The sequence below is a fragment of the Blastocatellia bacterium genome (assembly GCA_025055075.1).
Lineage (GTDB): Bacteria > Acidobacteriota > Blastocatellia > HR10 > HR10 > HR10.
The window spans coordinates 131849-146283 of record JANWYV010000053.1 but is presented as its reverse complement, the minus strand read 5'-3'; the positions used below and the strand labels follow the sequence as shown (position 1 = coordinate 146283).

Genomic DNA, 14435 nt, shown 5'->3' with positions numbered 1-14435 from the left:
ACAATAAAGACCTATGGACGACGACAAGCTGGTCATCGCCGGTCGCGCCTTTCGTTCGCGCCTGATCGTCGGGACGGGGAAGTATCCCTCGCCAGAAATCATGGTGGAAGCGCATCGGCGCAGCGGGGCGGAGATCGTCACCGTCGCCGTGCGTCGCGTGAACTTGGACCGAAGGGAACCTTCCCTGCTCGACTACATCGATACGAGCCGTTACCTGTTGCTCCCGAACACAGCGGGCTGTCATACGGCGGAGGAAGCGATTCGCACGGCGCATCTGGCGCGCGAAGCGCTCGGAACGCCATGGCTCAAGCTCGAAGTCATCGGCGATGAGTTGACGCTCTTCCCCGATGTCGAGGAGACGATCAAAGCCGCGCGACAATTGGTGAAGGAAGGCTTCATTGTCCTGCCCTATGTCAACGACGACCTCGTCGTTGCGAAGAAATTAGTGGATCTCGGAGTCGCGGCCGTCATGCCGCTGGCTGCGCCTATTGGCTCTGGCCTCGGCATCCAGAATTACACGAACCTGCGCATCCTTCGCGAACAGATCACCTCGGTGCCGTTGATCGTGGACGCGGGCGTGGGCACGGCTTCCGATGCCGTGATCGCTATGGAGATGGGTTACGATGGCGTCTTGATGAATACGGCGATCGCGATGGCAAAGGATCCGCCGCTCATGGCCGAAGCGATGAAGCTCGGGATCGAGGCGGGTCGAAAAGCCTTCCTCGCCGGGCGCATTCCTAAGCGACTCTATGCCAGCGCCAGCAGCCCTCTGGAAGGCGTCGTCCGATAGGCGGAGCGACCGCTGGCGAAGGTCGAGGGACGTTGGTCATTGGTCGAATATGCTGCCGCGAATTCTCCTCTCCGTGATCCTCGCCTGTGGCTCCCCTCTGCTCCTCTCTTCAGCCCGACAAATCCCTCCTCCCCCATCAATACCGGAAGAGGGATGGGTTCTCGTCAACGTCCTCGTCGGGAACGCCGATGAGGATCCCGAGCTGGAGTACCTCGTCCTCTTGCGAAAAGCCTCGCGGGAGGAAGACGAGGGCCTCCGCATCCGCTTCTTCGACTTCGATCCACAATCGCGGACGTGGACGCCGACGGAGATCACCAATGAGAGTCAGGAAAGCGAATCCCGACTCTTTCCCCTGGAGACGCGGGTGACACTCGAAGATCTCACCCGCGATGGCCGGATGGAGATCGTCATTCGCCCGCGGAAGACCTCATCGCCGTCGAACGACACCGATGGCCTGGTGATCTTGACGAAGCGCGGGCGGTATCTTCACCAACTCTTCGCCTCGTGGGAAGGAACGCCCGAGTTGAGCGACCTCGACGGCGATGAGATCATGGAGATCGTGCTCCATGCGGAATACGCGAACCCGATGGAGCCAGAATCTCCTGTGCGTTACCCAGCGCAGGTCTTCGCCTACGAAGATGGGACTTTCCGCCGCATGTCGCTTCACCGATACGCCGCCTATTTCTCCGCACTCGCCAGCACTGCGCGCACCGAGTATGAGACGCTCAAACGCCGATTGATCGAACGGCCCGCGACCGAACGCGATCATTCCGCGCTTTTTCGCGCTATCGCCCGCGTATTGCTCGCGCTGCGCACGCAAGGGGACCTGGATGGGATGCGCGCTTATTATCTGACCGAACGCTCATGGCTCCAGATGCGTCTGCCCACGGGATCTCTTCAAGCCCTGGACGACCTGATCACATCGGCGTCGCTTCTGAAGCGGTGACGGCGTCCTCGAAGAATCGCTCCAACGGACTCCGCAAGGGATTCACGGTGATCACGCGCCCGCCAGACCGTCGGATGAAGTCCACGACTTCCCAAGCATCCGCTGATGCCGGCGCGCAGATGCGCACCAGAGTCCGATCGGCATGGAGATCGCACCCAAGCGCGCGAAGAGATTCACACGTCTGCGGAGCGAGATCTCGCGCGAGAATCTCCATTGTCCCCCGTTCGGTCGGCGGCACCAGTTCGGTTGGCGATCCGGATGCCAACAAGCGCCCGCGATGAAGGAGAGCCACGCGATCGCAGATGATCTCCGCTTCCGTGATAAGTGGCGTGCTGAGGAAGATCGTCTTCCCCTCTTCGCGCCACCGGATTAGTAAATCACGCACTTGGCGTCGCCCTTCGAGATCCAATCCTCCGAACGGATCGTCCAGGATGAGCAATTTCGGATCATGGAGCAGAGCTTGCGCAAACCCCACGCGCGCGAGTTCCCCTCGCGAGAGGTGCCGCAGTGGTCGGTCGGCGACCGACGTGGGAATCCCCACCTGATGCAACACAACGGTCGCTCGCGCCGACCGCTCTGAGCGAGAGAGGCCGAAGAGCCGTCCGAAATAGTCCAGGAGTTCGCGCGCCGTCAAAGCCTCGGGGAGATAAGGATGCTCCGGTAAGAATCCAAGCTGCGCGCGCACCGCGGGATCTCCCGGCGGGCGTCCGAAAAGGCGAACGGTTCCTTCCGTTGGTCGGATTAACTGCAGGAGGAGCTTAATCGTCGTCGTCTTCCCCGCGCCGTTGGGACCGAGCAGGCCGAAGATCTCTCCCTCTCTTACTTCCAACGTCACATGGTCCACGGCACGATGTCGCCGACGACCGAGCCATCCGCTCACGTACTCCTTCGTCAAATTCTCCGCGATGATGACGGCTGACATAGTGTTCACAATCGCGGGAGAATAAGAGGCGACTGCTCGGAGAGGTGCACGGTCCCCGTCGTCGCATCCAATCGGTACGGATATCCCAGGGGATCTCGGGGGGGATGTTTCAACGCGCCCGCGAGGATCAATTCCTGCCAAGAAGCAGGCCATCGCCCGCGCTCTCTCCGAAACGCACGCACCAATTCCTGCAAGCGCTCCAGCTCTTCCTCGGCTTGGAGACAGAGGAGTTGGTACCGCGCGTTCTCTCGCACTTGCTCGCTCTCGCCGTGCTCGAAACGATCCCGCCAGATGCGCCGCGCGATCTCGCGACGACCCGCGCGCGCGTAAACGGCAGCCGCCAAGTCCCGCGTCCACGTGGGCGCCCGAGGATGCTGGCTCACCTGCAGGAAGACTTCCGCTGCCCCGGCATAATCGCGCACGTCCCAAAGCAGGACGAATCCCTTATCGAGAATCAACCTCCATTCCCCGGGATTGGCCGCGATACCTCGATCCAAAAGCGCCAGCGCGCGATCCGGCTGCCCTGCCCCTTGCGGAGGTGGGAGCGCGAGGAAGATCGCTCCAAATCGGTACGCCGCAAGGAACTGCGGATCCAACGTCGTTACCAGATCCAGCAGGGCTGCCAATTGCTCAAACCGTGCTCCTGGATGAAAGAGGCGTCGCCCGTAGTACTGCACGGCCTGCAACCAATAGAGGTCGGCCAAGAGCCCGTCGAACCCAAAGCTCCATCGCTTGAGGATCTCCGCCGAAGGAAGCCACAACGCCTCATCCTCACGCTCATACGCAACGACTCGCGCTTCCAAACGCCGTTCAAACTCGACGATCCCCCCGATCGCCAGCACGAGCACGAGACCGACGATCGCCGATTGTCCCTTCATCGGAATTCTCGCCGATCGAACAGAATCGCCGCTAGAAGGAGCATCACGAGGAGATAAAGGCCGGCGTAGGCCGAAGCCAACCCCACGATCGAGAGCGGGATCGTTCGCTCGTGAACGACGGCAGCCGTGAAGTTCAGATTCTGCAGATTCGGAAGCGCATAGTAGAGCACCCGGCACACGAACGCCATCACGGGCGATCGCACCGCCTCTGCCCAATACGCGAATTCTCGACTTGCATGTCCGATGAGGACGATGCCCGAGGCGAAGAACAGCGAAAGCACGGCCGTGGAGAACGTCGAGAACATCATAGCGATGGCCGCCGCCATGAGGAATTGGAGCCAAAAGAGGAAGACGACGGGAAGCAAAAGGGGGAGCGTCTCGACCCACGCTTGCGTCACCGCCGTGAGGGTGAGCACCAATCCTCCCATCATCAGCGTCACATTCAGGAGCAAGACGAGGGCGCCGCCAATGAACTTGCCGACAAGCACCTCCCATCGTCGAACGGGCTTGACCAAGAGGACGTAGATCGTTCGGCGCTCGATCTCCCGCTCGACCAATCGGACCCCAAGGACGATCGCCATCACCGTCCCGAAGATTCGAATCGCCCCCAATCCGACGTTGAGGACGATTCGGCGCTCTTGGCCGACGGACAACTCGCCGAGCAAAAGCGCCATTCCGATCAAAAGCAGGGCGAAGAAGACGAGAACGTAGAGGGTTCGCTCCCGAAGGACCTCTCGAAAGGATGCAAGAGCTATGGCAATGATTCGTCCAAACCGTAAAGGACGAGCTCGGACGGGCGTGGAGAAGAGCGTGCCACCTGAAGTCGCCTTGTCATGTGCCGAGGTCATTCCTCATTTCCGCTCGCACCCTACACCACAGGGCGGCGACTCCCTCGCCTCGACCATCGCATTTCCTACTGAGCCTCGACCCTCTCCTCTACGCCCAACATTGCGACGATTCATCGGCGCCAACTCTCATTGCACAGGGCGCGCGTCTCCAGGCTTGGAGAGAACCCCATTGCTCGCCGAGAAGGCGGCCGTCGAGGATTCGTAGATCGTGCCACTTTGATCCGTACCGAAGTATCGCGTGCCGGTCGAGCCCGGAGCCGTGGGATGCAACTCAGCGGCGTATCCCGTTCCCAAGCCGTTCGGCGCATCGCCCGTATCGGCCGCGCTCCCTTCGTATCCAGAGCGCGCGACCGGCGCCCCTTTCGCTCCAAAAAGCTCCGCTAAGCTCTCGCTGATGTCACCGCTAGCGAGCAAGTCGGCCGGATCGCCGTAGAGGTTATTGTGCGAGATCGAGAACGAAAGCTGCGCTTGATTGTACGCCCGGAGATTGGCGATGGCCGCTGTCTCATTGGCTGGGATGCGAACGCGCGTGAACCGCGGGATCGCGATCGCCAAGATGATGCCGATGATCGCGATGACGATTAAAAGCTCGATGAGCGAGAATCCGCGTTCGCGAACCATCCTTCTCCCCCCCACTCGAGAAACGCCCCGCGTGGAAAAGGATCATCCTTCCCCTCCGCGGGGACGTTCGGAAGGAGCGACGCCGCTCAGGGTCGCCTCCGCTGCCCCTTCCTGTGCTCCTCAAGGAACGCCGAGAAGGCCGCGATCATCTCATTGGCTTGCTGCACCTGATTGACCCGCTGCGGATCGTTCTTCGCCTTCTCGACGAACTGCTTCAAAATAGTTAGCGCCTCTGGATATTTCGAGGGATCCGGCGACTGCGCGAGCGCATTCCCCAGTCCGAAGAGGGCATCGAGGCTATTGGGATCCATCTCCAGTGCCTTCCGATACGCGGCGACAGCCTCTTCCGATTTCGCCGTATCGAGATAGATCTTCGCAATCTGCGCCTGCGTGCGCGCGCGATCCGCTGGCGTTGTCTGCATGGTCATCAATTCCTCGTGCGCTGCGATCGCCTCGGGGAGTCGCGTCTGATCTAAATACGTCGCCACAACCGCCAACGAGCGGCAGAGGAGTCCGTGATACTCGGGTTTCTGCTCCGGCTTATCCTGCGGGATCATCGAGATCGCCTTGCGAGCCGTCTCGATAGCCAGGTTGAACGCTTCCTTGGCTTCCTCCCGCTGCCGGTTGTTGAAGCGTTCCACGCCGAGATTGTGATAAGCTTCGGCCATGCGAATCATCACGACATAGAGTTGAGGGTGATCCGGGCTCGTCTCCAAGGCCGATTTATAAAGCGGGATCGCTTCCGCATACTTCCCAGCGCGCGCCAATTCATTGGCCGCGTTGAACTGCCGGATCATCTCCTCATCCTTCGCCGCCCGCTTGCGTTGTTCCTCGATTTGTCGAGCTTGTTCTTCCAAGCGCTTCCGCTCAGCTTCGGTCATCTGCGGCACAATTGCTCCGGCTTGTCCGGAGCGTGTGGCCGCCTGTTGAACTTCCTCCAGCGTCGGACGCCGCCCATCTCCGGGTACCATCTCGATCGTACGCCGCAGCGTCGCTTCTCCCGGAGGCGGAATGCGCACGTTGTACTCATAATAAGGCGTCAGCCCTTCACCGGACACGATGATGGCATATCGCCCATACGGAAGTCCAATATGTGCGAAATGCCCTTTTTTGTCGGTCTTCGTCTGGTACTTCCCCTTGACGTCCAAGCGGTACAATTCGATGAGCGCGTTGACGGCTGGAACCCGCGATCCATCCGGTCGCACGACGATGACCTCCCCTTCGATTCCCGCCGTCTGCGCACTCACATCAGGTGAAAAGCTGACAAAGCCGCTCATCGCGAGGAACCCGAGAAGCGCGAGCATTCGTCTCATGACTCACCTCCTCTTGCTGATCCCTGCGCCCGATCTCCCTTCTCCGGGTGCGATCGGGCTTAATAAGTGTACCACTCCTGCACAAAAAGAGGCCAGGAAGGGCACTCGGCCATGCGGGCCTAGCGAACAACGCTCACACCCCCCGCGCATCCGGTCCCCAAATGACTTTATGGAGCTGAATCTGCAACCGAACGGGCAGCCGGCTCTGCAAGACCCATTCGGCGAGCGCTTTCGGATCGAGGACGCCATAGACGGGCGACATGAGCACGTGCGCCCGACGCGGGAGATCGTATCGCCGGATGACGTCCGACGCCCACTCGAAGTCGCGCCGATCCATGAGGACGAACTTCACCTCATCCCGAGGCCGCAGGTGCTCGATGTTCTCCCACAGGTTGGCATGTTCATGTCCGCTTCCGGGCGTCTTGATGTCCATGATTCGCACGACGCGCGGATCGAGATGCCAGATGGGAAGCTGCCCGCCCGTCTCGATGAGAACCGTGAATCCGAGATCGCAGAGCCGCTCCGCGAGCGGATAGACGTCCTTTTGCAAGAGCGGCTCTCCGCCGGTGATCTCCACAAGCGGAAACCTCGGCTCGATCCCCTCCCAAAACTCGAGCACGCGCGCGATGACCTCCTCGACGCTCATCTTCTGGCCCCCGAAAAAGGCGTAGGTCGTGTCGCAATAGACGCAGCGAAGGTTGCATCCGGTCAAGCGCACGAACGTGCACGGCAATCCCGCGTACGAGGATTCACCTTGAATAGAATGGAAGATCTCAGTCACCCACATACGCGGGACTCCCTCCTATTGCTGGAAGTCACCACAAGCGGTATTTTACCTCTCGTGAGAAAAGGGGCGCAAGGCGAAGGGGGAAGAAGCATGAGCAATTCCATCACGAAGGGAGGCGATCATCGAGAGCGCGTCCGGCACATGTTCGCAGCGATCGCGCCTCGATACGATCTGCTCAACCATCTCCTCTCGCTCAATGTGGATCGGTTCTGGCGCCGCTTCACGGTGCGTCGGCTTCGTCCATACCTTTTATCCTCAGGAGCACTCGTCCTCGACCTCTGCTGCGGCACGGGCGATCTGGCCCTGGAGCTGGCCGATCAGGCCGACGTCATCGGCGTGGATTTCTGCCGTCCTATGCTTCGGATCGGGCAGGAGAAGATCGCGCGGCGTCGAGCTCGCGTTCTCCTCGTCGAAGGCGATGCCCTGCATCTTCCCTTCCCCAACGATGTCTTCTCGGCGGTGACCATCGCCTTTGGCCTTCGGAACCTGGAATCCCCGGAACGAGGGCTTCGCGAGATCTATCGCGTGCTTCGCCCAGGAGGGATCGCCGCCGTCCTGGAATTCTCACGGCCTTCACTCCCGATCTTCCGACATCTCTTCCTCTTTTACTTCCGAAATCTCCTCCCGCGTATTGGGAGGTGGATCTCCGGCGTGCCGGGGCCTTACGATTATCTCTACGACTCCGTACAAGCCTTCCTGAATCAGCGCGAATTAGCGCGATTGATGGAAGCCGTTGGGTTTGCCGCCGTGCGATACCTCAATCTGACCGGCGGAATCGCTGCTCTTCACCTTGGAGAGAAGACGCCATGAGCTACTTGGATGACTTGAACCCCGCCCAGCGCGCGGCCGTCCTTTACATGGAAGGCCCATTGCTTGTGCTCGCGGGGGCGGGATCGGGGAAGACGCGCGTCATTACGTACAAGATCGCATATATGCTCGACCACCTTAATATCGATCCGGCGCATATCCTTGCTGTCACGTTCACCAACAAGGCCGCGGAAGAAATGCGAGGACGCGTCGCTCGGCTGCTCAACGCCGATGGATCGAGTGCCCTCCCTTGGATCGGGACGTTCCACGGGTTCTGCACGCGCCTCCTCCGACGACACATCGAGCGTCTGGGCCAAGGCTATACATCGGATTTCTCCATCTACGACGAGGAAGATCAACTTCGCTTGCTTCGGACGTGTCTACGGGAGCGCGGGCTTGACGAACGCACATTGTCTCTTCGTGCGATTCAAGCGCGCATCAGTCGCGCCAAGAGTCGCGGGCTCACCCCCGCGGATCTCCACGACGATCCGGAATGGATGCTGACGCCAGAACGCGCGCTCGCGCTTTCGCTCTTCGAGCAGTACGAACAGCGGCTACGTGCGGCGAACGCCCTCGATTTCGATGACCTCTTGTTGAAAGCCGTGGCGTTGCTTCGACAGGGACGGGATCTGCGCGCTCGGTACCGGGAGCAGTTCCGGTTCATCCTCGTGGACGAGTACCAAGACACAAACCCTCTGCAGTTGGAGCTTCTGCTCTTGCTCGCCGCGGAGCACACCGTGCACTCCGCTTCGAAGACGCCTGGAGGGGTGTCGTTCAACCGACACCTTTGCGTTGTCGGAGATCCCGATCAGAGCATCTACCGATGGCGCGGGGCCGATCCGCACAACGTGCTGGAATTCGAGCGTCATTTCCCGAACGCGCGCCTCATCACGCTCGAGAGGAACTATCGCTCGACCAAGACCATCCTCGCCGTCGCCAATGCAGTGATCCGTCACAACACCAAACGCAAGGAGAAAATCCTATGGACGGAGAACGAAGATGGCCCCCGGGTCGGATACTATCTGGCCGAGACGGCAGAGGACGAGGCGGACTTCGTCATAGAGAGAATTCGCGCGCATCTCGAACGGGAGTCCCAGACGCGCGTGGCCGTGCTCTATCGAACGAACGCGCAATCGCGACTCTTCGAGGAAGCCTGTCGCCGCGTGGGCCTGCCGTTCCGGATCGTCGGCGGTTTTTCTTTCTACAAGCGGGCGGAGATTCGCGACGTGCTCGCCTATGTGCGGCTCGCGCTGAATCCGTGGGACGATGAGAGCCTGCGCCGAATTCTGAATGTCCCCCCGCGCGGGATCGGGAGAAAGACGCTCGATGCGCTGGAGCAATGGGCGCGAACGGCTCAGCTTTCGCTCTGGGATGTCTTGCGACTGGCCGTGCTCGAGCGACGGCTGCCGGAGCGGGCTCTGCACGGTGCCTGCGCCTTCATTCAGCTCATCGAACGCATTCGCACTTGCGCACAGCGAGGGACGATCGCTGAGACCTTCCGCCTAGCCATTCACGAGACGGGATATGCCCAAGCGTTGCGCGCGGCGGTTGATCCACTTGAGACCGAGAGCCGACTCTCGAATCTGGAGGAGCTACTCAGCGCCGCCGCCGAGGCTGATGAGCGGGGAGAACGTGTTCGCGAGTTCGTGGATCGCACCGCGCTCGTCTCCGACGCGGACGACTATGATCCTAACGCGCCAGTCACCTTGATGACGATGCACAGCGCGAAAGGCCTCGAATTCTCTGTCGTCTTCATCGTCGGGCTGGAGGAAGGGCTCTTCCCCCACGCGCGTTCGAGCGAGGACCCGGAAGAACTGGAGGAAGAGCGCCGCCTCTTCTATGTCGCCATTACGCGCGCCGAACGTCAGCTCTATCTCACGCACGCGCGCACGCGACGCTACCAGGGAGAGCCCACCTCGACGACTCCCTCGCGATTTCTGCGGGAACTTCCATCCGATCTTCTGGAGGACCTCTCTTCGATTCCGAAGCGTCCCTCGTATACCGGCCCCACGTATAACTCGATCGCGCAAATCGAGCAATTCTTCCGGGAGCGCGGCCGGACGATCGCACTCGGGAAATCCCCCGCAGCGACTCAAAACGTCTCGCACGAGCAGCAGGAGAACGCCTCGACTTCCCCACGCTCGCGCTTCCCCGTTGGCGCTCGCGTGCGTCATCCGCATTATGGCGTTGGGCAGGTCATCGGCAGAGAGGAGAGGGGGGGCTCCGTCACATTGACCGTCGTCTTCGCAGGCGCCGGAAAGCGAAAATTCATAGAAGGGATCGCTCCTTTGGAGCTCGTCTCATGACCGGATGATGCAAAAGTGCAATCTACGTCTCCATCTCTCCGCATGGCGGTTCTCTCCCGGTCTCCGCCTCTTGCCGAATCTTCCTCACGTGAGCCTTTCGCTCAGCCTCCAGCCGATTCAGAAGCTCTCGCAGCCTCTCGATTGCGTACTCGAAAAGCTCCGGCTCCGCACGTAGCAGGCGCAGCAGGTCGAGGATTTGCATGACTCCATCTCGCTCCACGCTCACCAACTCACGTTCGCCCCATCCGCACGAGGACTCGATCTGACCGATGAGCATGCGGATCAACTCCCGGATCAGCGCCTCCCGTCCTTCGATGGAAGAAGCCTGCTCATTCTCCTCCCGCTTCGGTGAAACCGCCACGCCAAATGCTGGAGTCGGAGATGCCATGGCCCTCTCTACGTCCTTCGGCCGATCGCGCGAAGTGCCCGCGGTTTCCATAACGGCGTCGGGGCCCGCGTGGTCGCGCAGGTTCGAATCCATCCACAATGTCGCTATCTCCAAGCCTCCTTGAAATGAGGAGCAAAGGTTCCGTTGCCGCAGAGCTTCTGCTAGGAAGAGAAGCCGTTGGTCGGGAGGCAAGTGTTCGAATTCCCGATCCAACTGCCGAAGGGTTTGCAACACCGTGATCGCTTCGATATGGGGAGATAAACGAGAGAGCTTTTCCCAAAGTCCTTCGCTGCCTTGAGACATAGTGACCATCATCCTTTCCTCAGGCCGTTCACCCCACAGCGGCATCTTATAGTACGCTCTCCCTCGTGACATCAAGGACTTTTTGAAAAAAGCGGAAGACAGCTCGATGTTCCCCGCTCGGGGAGACAACGTCCCGTCAAAGAGAAAAAATACGGCTCTAGCCAACGGGAAAATACGGTGATCGCCGTATGGCTCACGAATCCCTTCTCCACTATCCTCTCCATCGTCACAGTTCATAGAGCCCCTTCGCTCCGTTGGAGTCAAGGCTTCAACGGAGCTTTTGTCACGTGACTCCTATATGCGAAACCATCGGCCCGTTCATTCGCCAAAGACTCGCAGAGCCGTCTCCCGCAAGATCTTCCGCTTGGCCTCGTCCGAGATAGGGAGCTGGAGGAAGGCTTCGATATTGGTCTTGATCCCCGGAACGCCAGGTCCTGGCCAATCCGAGCCGAACATGGCCTTATCGGCCAGCTTCTCAAGCTGAGGGAAATACGCGAGCAAATTTTGTGGCGGGATGCTCGAAATATCCATGTAAACGTTTCGATGCCGACGAAGCAAGAAGACACAGGTCGACATCCAGAGCGGACGTCCTCCGTGAGCCAAGATGATCGTCAATTCTGGGAAATCAACGGCCACATCATCCACATGAATGGGATCACCGAACTTATTGCGCGCGCCGGGGAAGATGGATGTCCCCGTATGGATCATCACCGGCATGCGATATTCGATGGCCTTGCGATAAATGATCTCAAGCGCCTTCACGCCATTCAGGTAATCGTTCGGATAGATCAATTGATGCGGAGGATGGATCTTGATCGCCCGAATGCCGAGGTCGGCCAGCCGATCCATCTCCCCCGCCGGATCCCTGGAGAATCGCGGATGGACCGAGCCGAAGGGGATCAATCGATCGGGATACCGACGAGCGTATCGCGCGGAGAAATCGTTCACCTCGTCGGTGAATCCCATGACGTCTGGACTCACGTAATTAATAAGGCCCGCTCGCTCGACCCCCGCTTCATCCAGTAAGGCGATGAAGCGATCCGGATCTTCCATGATCCGAATCAGCTCTTCGAATTCTCGCGTCCCTCGCCGCAGACTCACGGCCACTTCCGGCTTGATCATCCACCACGGCATGATATGGACATGAACGTCAATCGCCCTGTACGTGCGTTCCATAATCCCTTCCCATCCGAGACGTGAGCGCTCTTAGCAAACGGCCTGAACTTACTCCAAGAGGGATATGCGCTGGCCGATGCCCTCTTCGCGGGCGCGCTCGAAGATGCGAACGGCGACCGCCACGTCTTCCAAGGCGATCCCCAAGGATTTGAAGAGCGTGATGTCCGAAGGGTGCCGCCGGGCGACGAAGCGTCCGATGACGACCTCCTTCAACTCATGGACGGCTTCCCACGTCAAGCGCCCGCGCTCGACGGCATGCAGGAACTCTCCGCACTCGATCCGCGCCTGATCCTTGGAATCCACGACGATCGCGCGTGCCCGTCGAATCGTTTCATCATCGAATTCGCGACGAAGAGGGGAATTTCCTCCGATCGCGTTGATATGAACCCCCTCGGGTACCCATCGTCCCTCGAAGACAGGCTCGCGCGCCGTCGTCGCTGTAACGAGAACATCGGCCTCAGCGACGACTTCCTCAGGCCGCTCGGCCGGGATGACCTCGATCCCCAACTTCGCCGTCATCTCTCGGCAAAATGCTTCTCGTTGCTCCGGCCTACGGCTGTAGGCGAGAACCCGTCGGATCGGTCTCACGATGCAAATCGCGCGCACCTGACTTTCTGCTTGCCAACCAGTTCCGAAGATGCCAAGCGTACGCGCATCCGGTCGTGCCATGTATCGAGTGGCGACGCCACTGGCCGCTCCCGTGCGCATCTGCCCGAGCCGATTCGCCTCGATAATGGCCAGAAGCGATCCCTCCTCCGCGTCATAGAGGAAGACGAGGAACCGCGTGCCGCTTGAGAACGAGGTGTAGGCCTTGAAGCCTACGACGCCTCGCGCGAGCACGGCGGCACTCATCAGATGTAACGTCCCACGTGGGACGCGCAGGCGGCGACGCGGCTCATTGATCGCGCGCCCTTCCGCTTGCTCGCGAAACGCCTCTTCGACGGCCTCGAGCGCCATCTCCATCGTCAACAAGCGCTCCACATCCGATTCGGTCAGAAGCAACGCCATGGCCACCCTCACGGCGAAGACGCGTTTGGCCTCACTCTCCGCGCGATGGCTCGTATGTCGCGAACGAACTCTCCGTCTCCCACACGGTCACGCGCGCGACGGGGAATCCGCGCTCGGCCGCTACGTCAAAGATGAGCTTGGCCAGCGCTTCAGCCGTCGGGTTTGTCTCCAAGACGAAGCAAGCGACCCCGTGTTCGCGCAACACAGGCAGCAATGGATCGTCCTTGCACAAGACCATCTTGTGATCAATGTGCTCGTCTACCCACGACTTCACGACCGCCTTGATCTCATCGAAATCAACGACCATGTGGCGATCATCGAGGCGTTCGGCGGCCAACTCGACCTCCGCGCGGGCATTATGTCCGTGAAGATTGCGACACTTACCCGCGTAATTCAAGAGCCGATGCCCGTAGCAGAAGAAGATCTCCTTCGTCGCCTTGAACATCTCGTCCTCCTGCTTGTCCACGCGTTCGGCTCATGAACCGATGAGCCGACCTCCATCCACGACGAGTGTATGTCCGGTGATGAAATCGCTTCCCTCGATTAAAAAGAGCACGGCGCGAGCGACGTCCTCAGGCGATCCGAGCCGCTTGAGCGGCGTGGCTTCGATGATCGCGCGCGTCTCCTCCTCGCCGTACTCTTCCGGCAGAAGAACTGGACCGGGCGCGACCGCGTTGACCAGGATCGTCGGCGCCAACGTCTTCGCCAAAACCTGCGTGAGTGCGATCAACCCCGCTTTCGAGACACAGTATGGGATATAGCCCGCGTATGGGCGGAATCCCGCCCAATCGGCGATATTGATGATCTTCCCCCCGCCTTGCTGCTGCATGACCCGCGCCGCGTATTGAGCGCAAAAGAAGGGTGCTTTGAGGTTCACGTCGAGATTGAGGTCCCATTGCTCCTCGGTGATCGAGCCGAAGGGCGTTCGGAAGAAGACCGAGGCGTTATTCACCAAGACGTCGAGGTGACCGAGGAATCGCACCGCTTCTTCAATCAATCGTTCGATCTCGCGGACCTCCCCGAGATCCGCTCGCACAGCGAGTGCACGAACGCCCCGGACCTCGATCTCGCGTACGGTCTCCCGCGCGTCTTCCTCGGAACGATGGTAGTGCACGACGACATCGGCGCCGCGTTCGGCCAAAGCGAGCGCGATCGCCCTTCCGACGCGCCTCGCCGCCCCGGTGACTATCGCGCCCTTTCCTTTGAGATTCATATCCTCTGCCCCGTTCGGAAATAGAGGAGATCATACGCGTTCCCGGCATGCCGCGCAAGCTCGTTCCCCGCGGATGAATGTTGTCTGACGCGCGCGCGCTCTTTATCATAAGCAGCATGAACCCGAGTT

Annotated in this window: 15 protein-coding genes; 4 read left to right on the top strand and 11 right to left on the bottom strand. The window is 60.2% G+C overall.

Going from position 1 to position 14435, the window contains the following annotated elements:
• Positions 1-13 precede the first annotated feature (13 nt).
• On the top strand, positions 14-790 hold the full coding sequence (locus NZ746_12345; protein MCS6818147.1) for a thiazole synthase: 777 nt from the start codon (positions 14-16) through the stop codon (positions 788-790).
• 49 nt (positions 791-839) lie between these two features.
• Complete coding sequence (locus NZ746_12340; GenBank protein MCS6818146.1) at positions 840-1736, top strand: hypothetical protein; 897 nt, start codon at positions 840-842, stop codon at positions 1734-1736.
• On the opposite strand, the gene NZ746_12335 is transcribed toward NZ746_12340, so the two are convergent.
• From NZ746_12335 to NZ746_12310, 6 genes are all read right to left on the bottom strand, one after another.
• Entirely contained in the window at positions 1708-2658 is a 951-nt protein-coding gene (locus tag NZ746_12335) for an ABC transporter ATP-binding protein (GenBank protein MCS6818145.1), read from the bottom strand. The genes NZ746_12340 and NZ746_12335 overlap by 29 nt on opposite strands.
• 5 nt (positions 2659-2663) lie before the next feature.
• A complete protein-coding gene (locus tag NZ746_12330; GenBank protein ID MCS6818144.1) occupies positions 2664-3536 on the bottom strand; it encodes a hypothetical protein in 873 nt (290 codons plus the stop codon).
• Positions 3533-4384: an ABC transporter permease gene (locus NZ746_12325; protein ID MCS6818143.1), complete on the bottom strand. Its 852-nt coding sequence runs from the start codon at positions 4382-4384 to the stop codon at positions 3533-3535. Before NZ746_12325 ends, NZ746_12330 begins: the two co-directional genes overlap by 4 nt.
• Positions 4385-4510: 126 nt before the next feature.
• Positions 4511-5005, bottom strand: coding sequence for a prepilin-type N-terminal cleavage/methylation domain-containing protein (locus NZ746_12320; GenBank protein MCS6818142.1), 495 nt, complete (start codon positions 5003-5005; stop codon positions 4511-4513).
• An 86-nt stretch (positions 5006-5091) separates the two neighbouring features.
• A complete protein-coding gene (locus tag NZ746_12315) occupies positions 5092-6318 on the bottom strand; it encodes a tetratricopeptide repeat protein (GenBank protein ID MCS6818141.1) in 1227 nt (408 codons plus the stop codon).
• A gap of 133 nt (positions 6319-6451) precedes the next feature.
• Positions 6452-7105 (bottom strand): radical SAM protein, encoded by a 654-nt coding sequence (locus NZ746_12310; GenBank protein ID MCS6818140.1) that lies wholly within the window; start codon positions 7103-7105, stop codon positions 6452-6454.
• A gap of 90 nt (positions 7106-7195) precedes the next feature.
• On the opposite strand from NZ746_12310, the gene ubiE reads away from it, so the two are divergent.
• Together ubiE and NZ746_12300 are read left to right on the top strand one after the other, a co-directional pair.
• Complete coding sequence (ubiE, locus tag NZ746_12305; GenBank protein MCS6818139.1) at positions 7196-7915, top strand: bifunctional demethylmenaquinone methyltransferase/2-methoxy-6-polyprenyl-1,4-benzoquinol methylase UbiE; 720 nt, start codon at positions 7196-7198, stop codon at positions 7913-7915.
• Positions 7912-10218, top strand: a complete 2307-nt coding sequence (locus NZ746_12300; GenBank protein ID MCS6818138.1) for a UvrD-helicase domain-containing protein — start codon at positions 7912-7914, stop codon at positions 10216-10218. Before ubiE ends, NZ746_12300 begins: the two co-directional genes overlap by 4 nt.
• Positions 10219-10240: 22 nt before the next feature.
• On the opposite strand, the gene NZ746_12295 is transcribed toward NZ746_12300, so the two are convergent.
• From NZ746_12295 to NZ746_12275, 5 genes are all read right to left on the bottom strand, one after another.
• Positions 10241-10921 carry a hypothetical protein gene (locus NZ746_12295; protein MCS6818137.1) on the bottom strand — a complete coding sequence of 227 codons (681 nt, stop codon included), beginning with the start codon at positions 10919-10921 and terminating at the stop codon, positions 10241-10243.
• Positions 10922-11227: 306 nt separating this feature from the next.
• On the bottom strand, positions 11228-12085 hold the full coding sequence (locus tag NZ746_12290) for an amidohydrolase family protein (GenBank protein ID MCS6818136.1): 858 nt from the start codon (positions 12083-12085) through the stop codon (positions 11228-11230).
• A gap of 48 nt (positions 12086-12133) precedes the next feature.
• Positions 12134-13093, bottom strand: coding sequence for an ornithine cyclodeaminase family protein (locus NZ746_12285; GenBank protein MCS6818135.1), 960 nt, complete (start codon positions 13091-13093; stop codon positions 12134-12136).
• 31 nt (positions 13094-13124) lie between these two features.
• Positions 13125-13538, bottom strand: coding sequence for a 6-carboxytetrahydropterin synthase (locus tag NZ746_12280; GenBank protein MCS6818134.1), 414 nt, complete (start codon positions 13536-13538; stop codon positions 13125-13127).
• Positions 13539-13568: 30 nt separating this feature from the next.
• Complete coding sequence (locus NZ746_12275) at positions 13569-14306, bottom strand: glucose 1-dehydrogenase (GenBank protein MCS6818133.1); 738 nt, start codon at positions 14304-14306, stop codon at positions 13569-13571.
• Positions 14307-14435 lie beyond the last annotated feature (129 nt).

What these genes read in the sequence shown, in the direction of transcription:
- NZ746_12320 (MCS6818142.1), bottom strand. Translation starts at nt 5,005, where the DNA reads ATGGTTCGCGAACGCGGATTCTCGCTCATCGAGCTTTTAATCGTCATC.
- NZ746_12295 (MCS6818137.1), bottom strand. Translation starts at nt 10,921, where the DNA reads ATGATGGTCACTATGTCTCAAGGCAGCGAAGGACTTTGGGAAAAGCTC.
- NZ746_12285 (MCS6818135.1), bottom strand. Translation starts at nt 13,093, where the DNA reads ATGGCGTTGCTTCTGACCGAATCGGATGTGGAGCGCTTGTTGACGATG.
- NZ746_12330 (MCS6818144.1), bottom strand. Translation starts at nt 3,536, where the DNA reads ATGAAGGGACAATCGGCGATCGTCGGTCTCGTGCTCGTGCTGGCGATC.
- NZ746_12340 (MCS6818146.1), top strand. Translation starts at nt 840, where the DNA reads ATGCTGCCGCGAATTCTCCTCTCCGTGATCCTCGCCTGTGGCTCCCCT.
- NZ746_12345 (MCS6818147.1), top strand. Translation starts at nt 14, where the DNA reads ATGGACGACGACAAGCTGGTCATCGCCGGTCGCGCCTTTCGTTCGCGC.
- NZ746_12335 (MCS6818145.1), bottom strand. Translation starts at nt 2,658, where the DNA reads ATGTCAGCCGTCATCATCGCGGAGAATTTGACGAAGGAGTACGTGAGC.
- NZ746_12315 (MCS6818141.1), bottom strand. Translation starts at nt 6,318, where the DNA reads ATGAGACGAATGCTCGCGCTTCTCGGGTTCCTCGCGATGAGCGGCTTT.
- NZ746_12325 (MCS6818143.1), bottom strand. Translation starts at nt 4,384, where the DNA reads ATGACCTCGGCACATGACAAGGCGACTTCAGGTGGCACGCTCTTCTCC.
- NZ746_12280 (MCS6818134.1), bottom strand. Translation starts at nt 13,538, where the DNA reads ATGTTCAAGGCGACGAAGGAGATCTTCTTCTGCTACGGGCATCGGCTC.
- NZ746_12310 (MCS6818140.1), bottom strand. Translation starts at nt 7,105, where the DNA reads ATGTGGGTGACTGAGATCTTCCATTCTATTCAAGGTGAATCCTCGTAC.
- NZ746_12290 (MCS6818136.1), bottom strand. Translation starts at nt 12,085, where the DNA reads ATGGAACGCACGTACAGGGCGATTGACGTTCATGTCCATATCATGCCG.
- NZ746_12300 (MCS6818138.1), top strand. Translation starts at nt 7,912, where the DNA reads ATGAGCTACTTGGATGACTTGAACCCCGCCCAGCGCGCGGCCGTCCTT.
- ubiE (MCS6818139.1), top strand. Translation starts at nt 7,196, where the DNA reads ATGAGCAATTCCATCACGAAGGGAGGCGATCATCGAGAGCGCGTCCGG.
- NZ746_12275 (MCS6818133.1), bottom strand. Translation starts at nt 14,306, where the DNA reads ATGAATCTCAAAGGAAAGGGCGCGATAGTCACCGGGGCGGCGAGGCGC.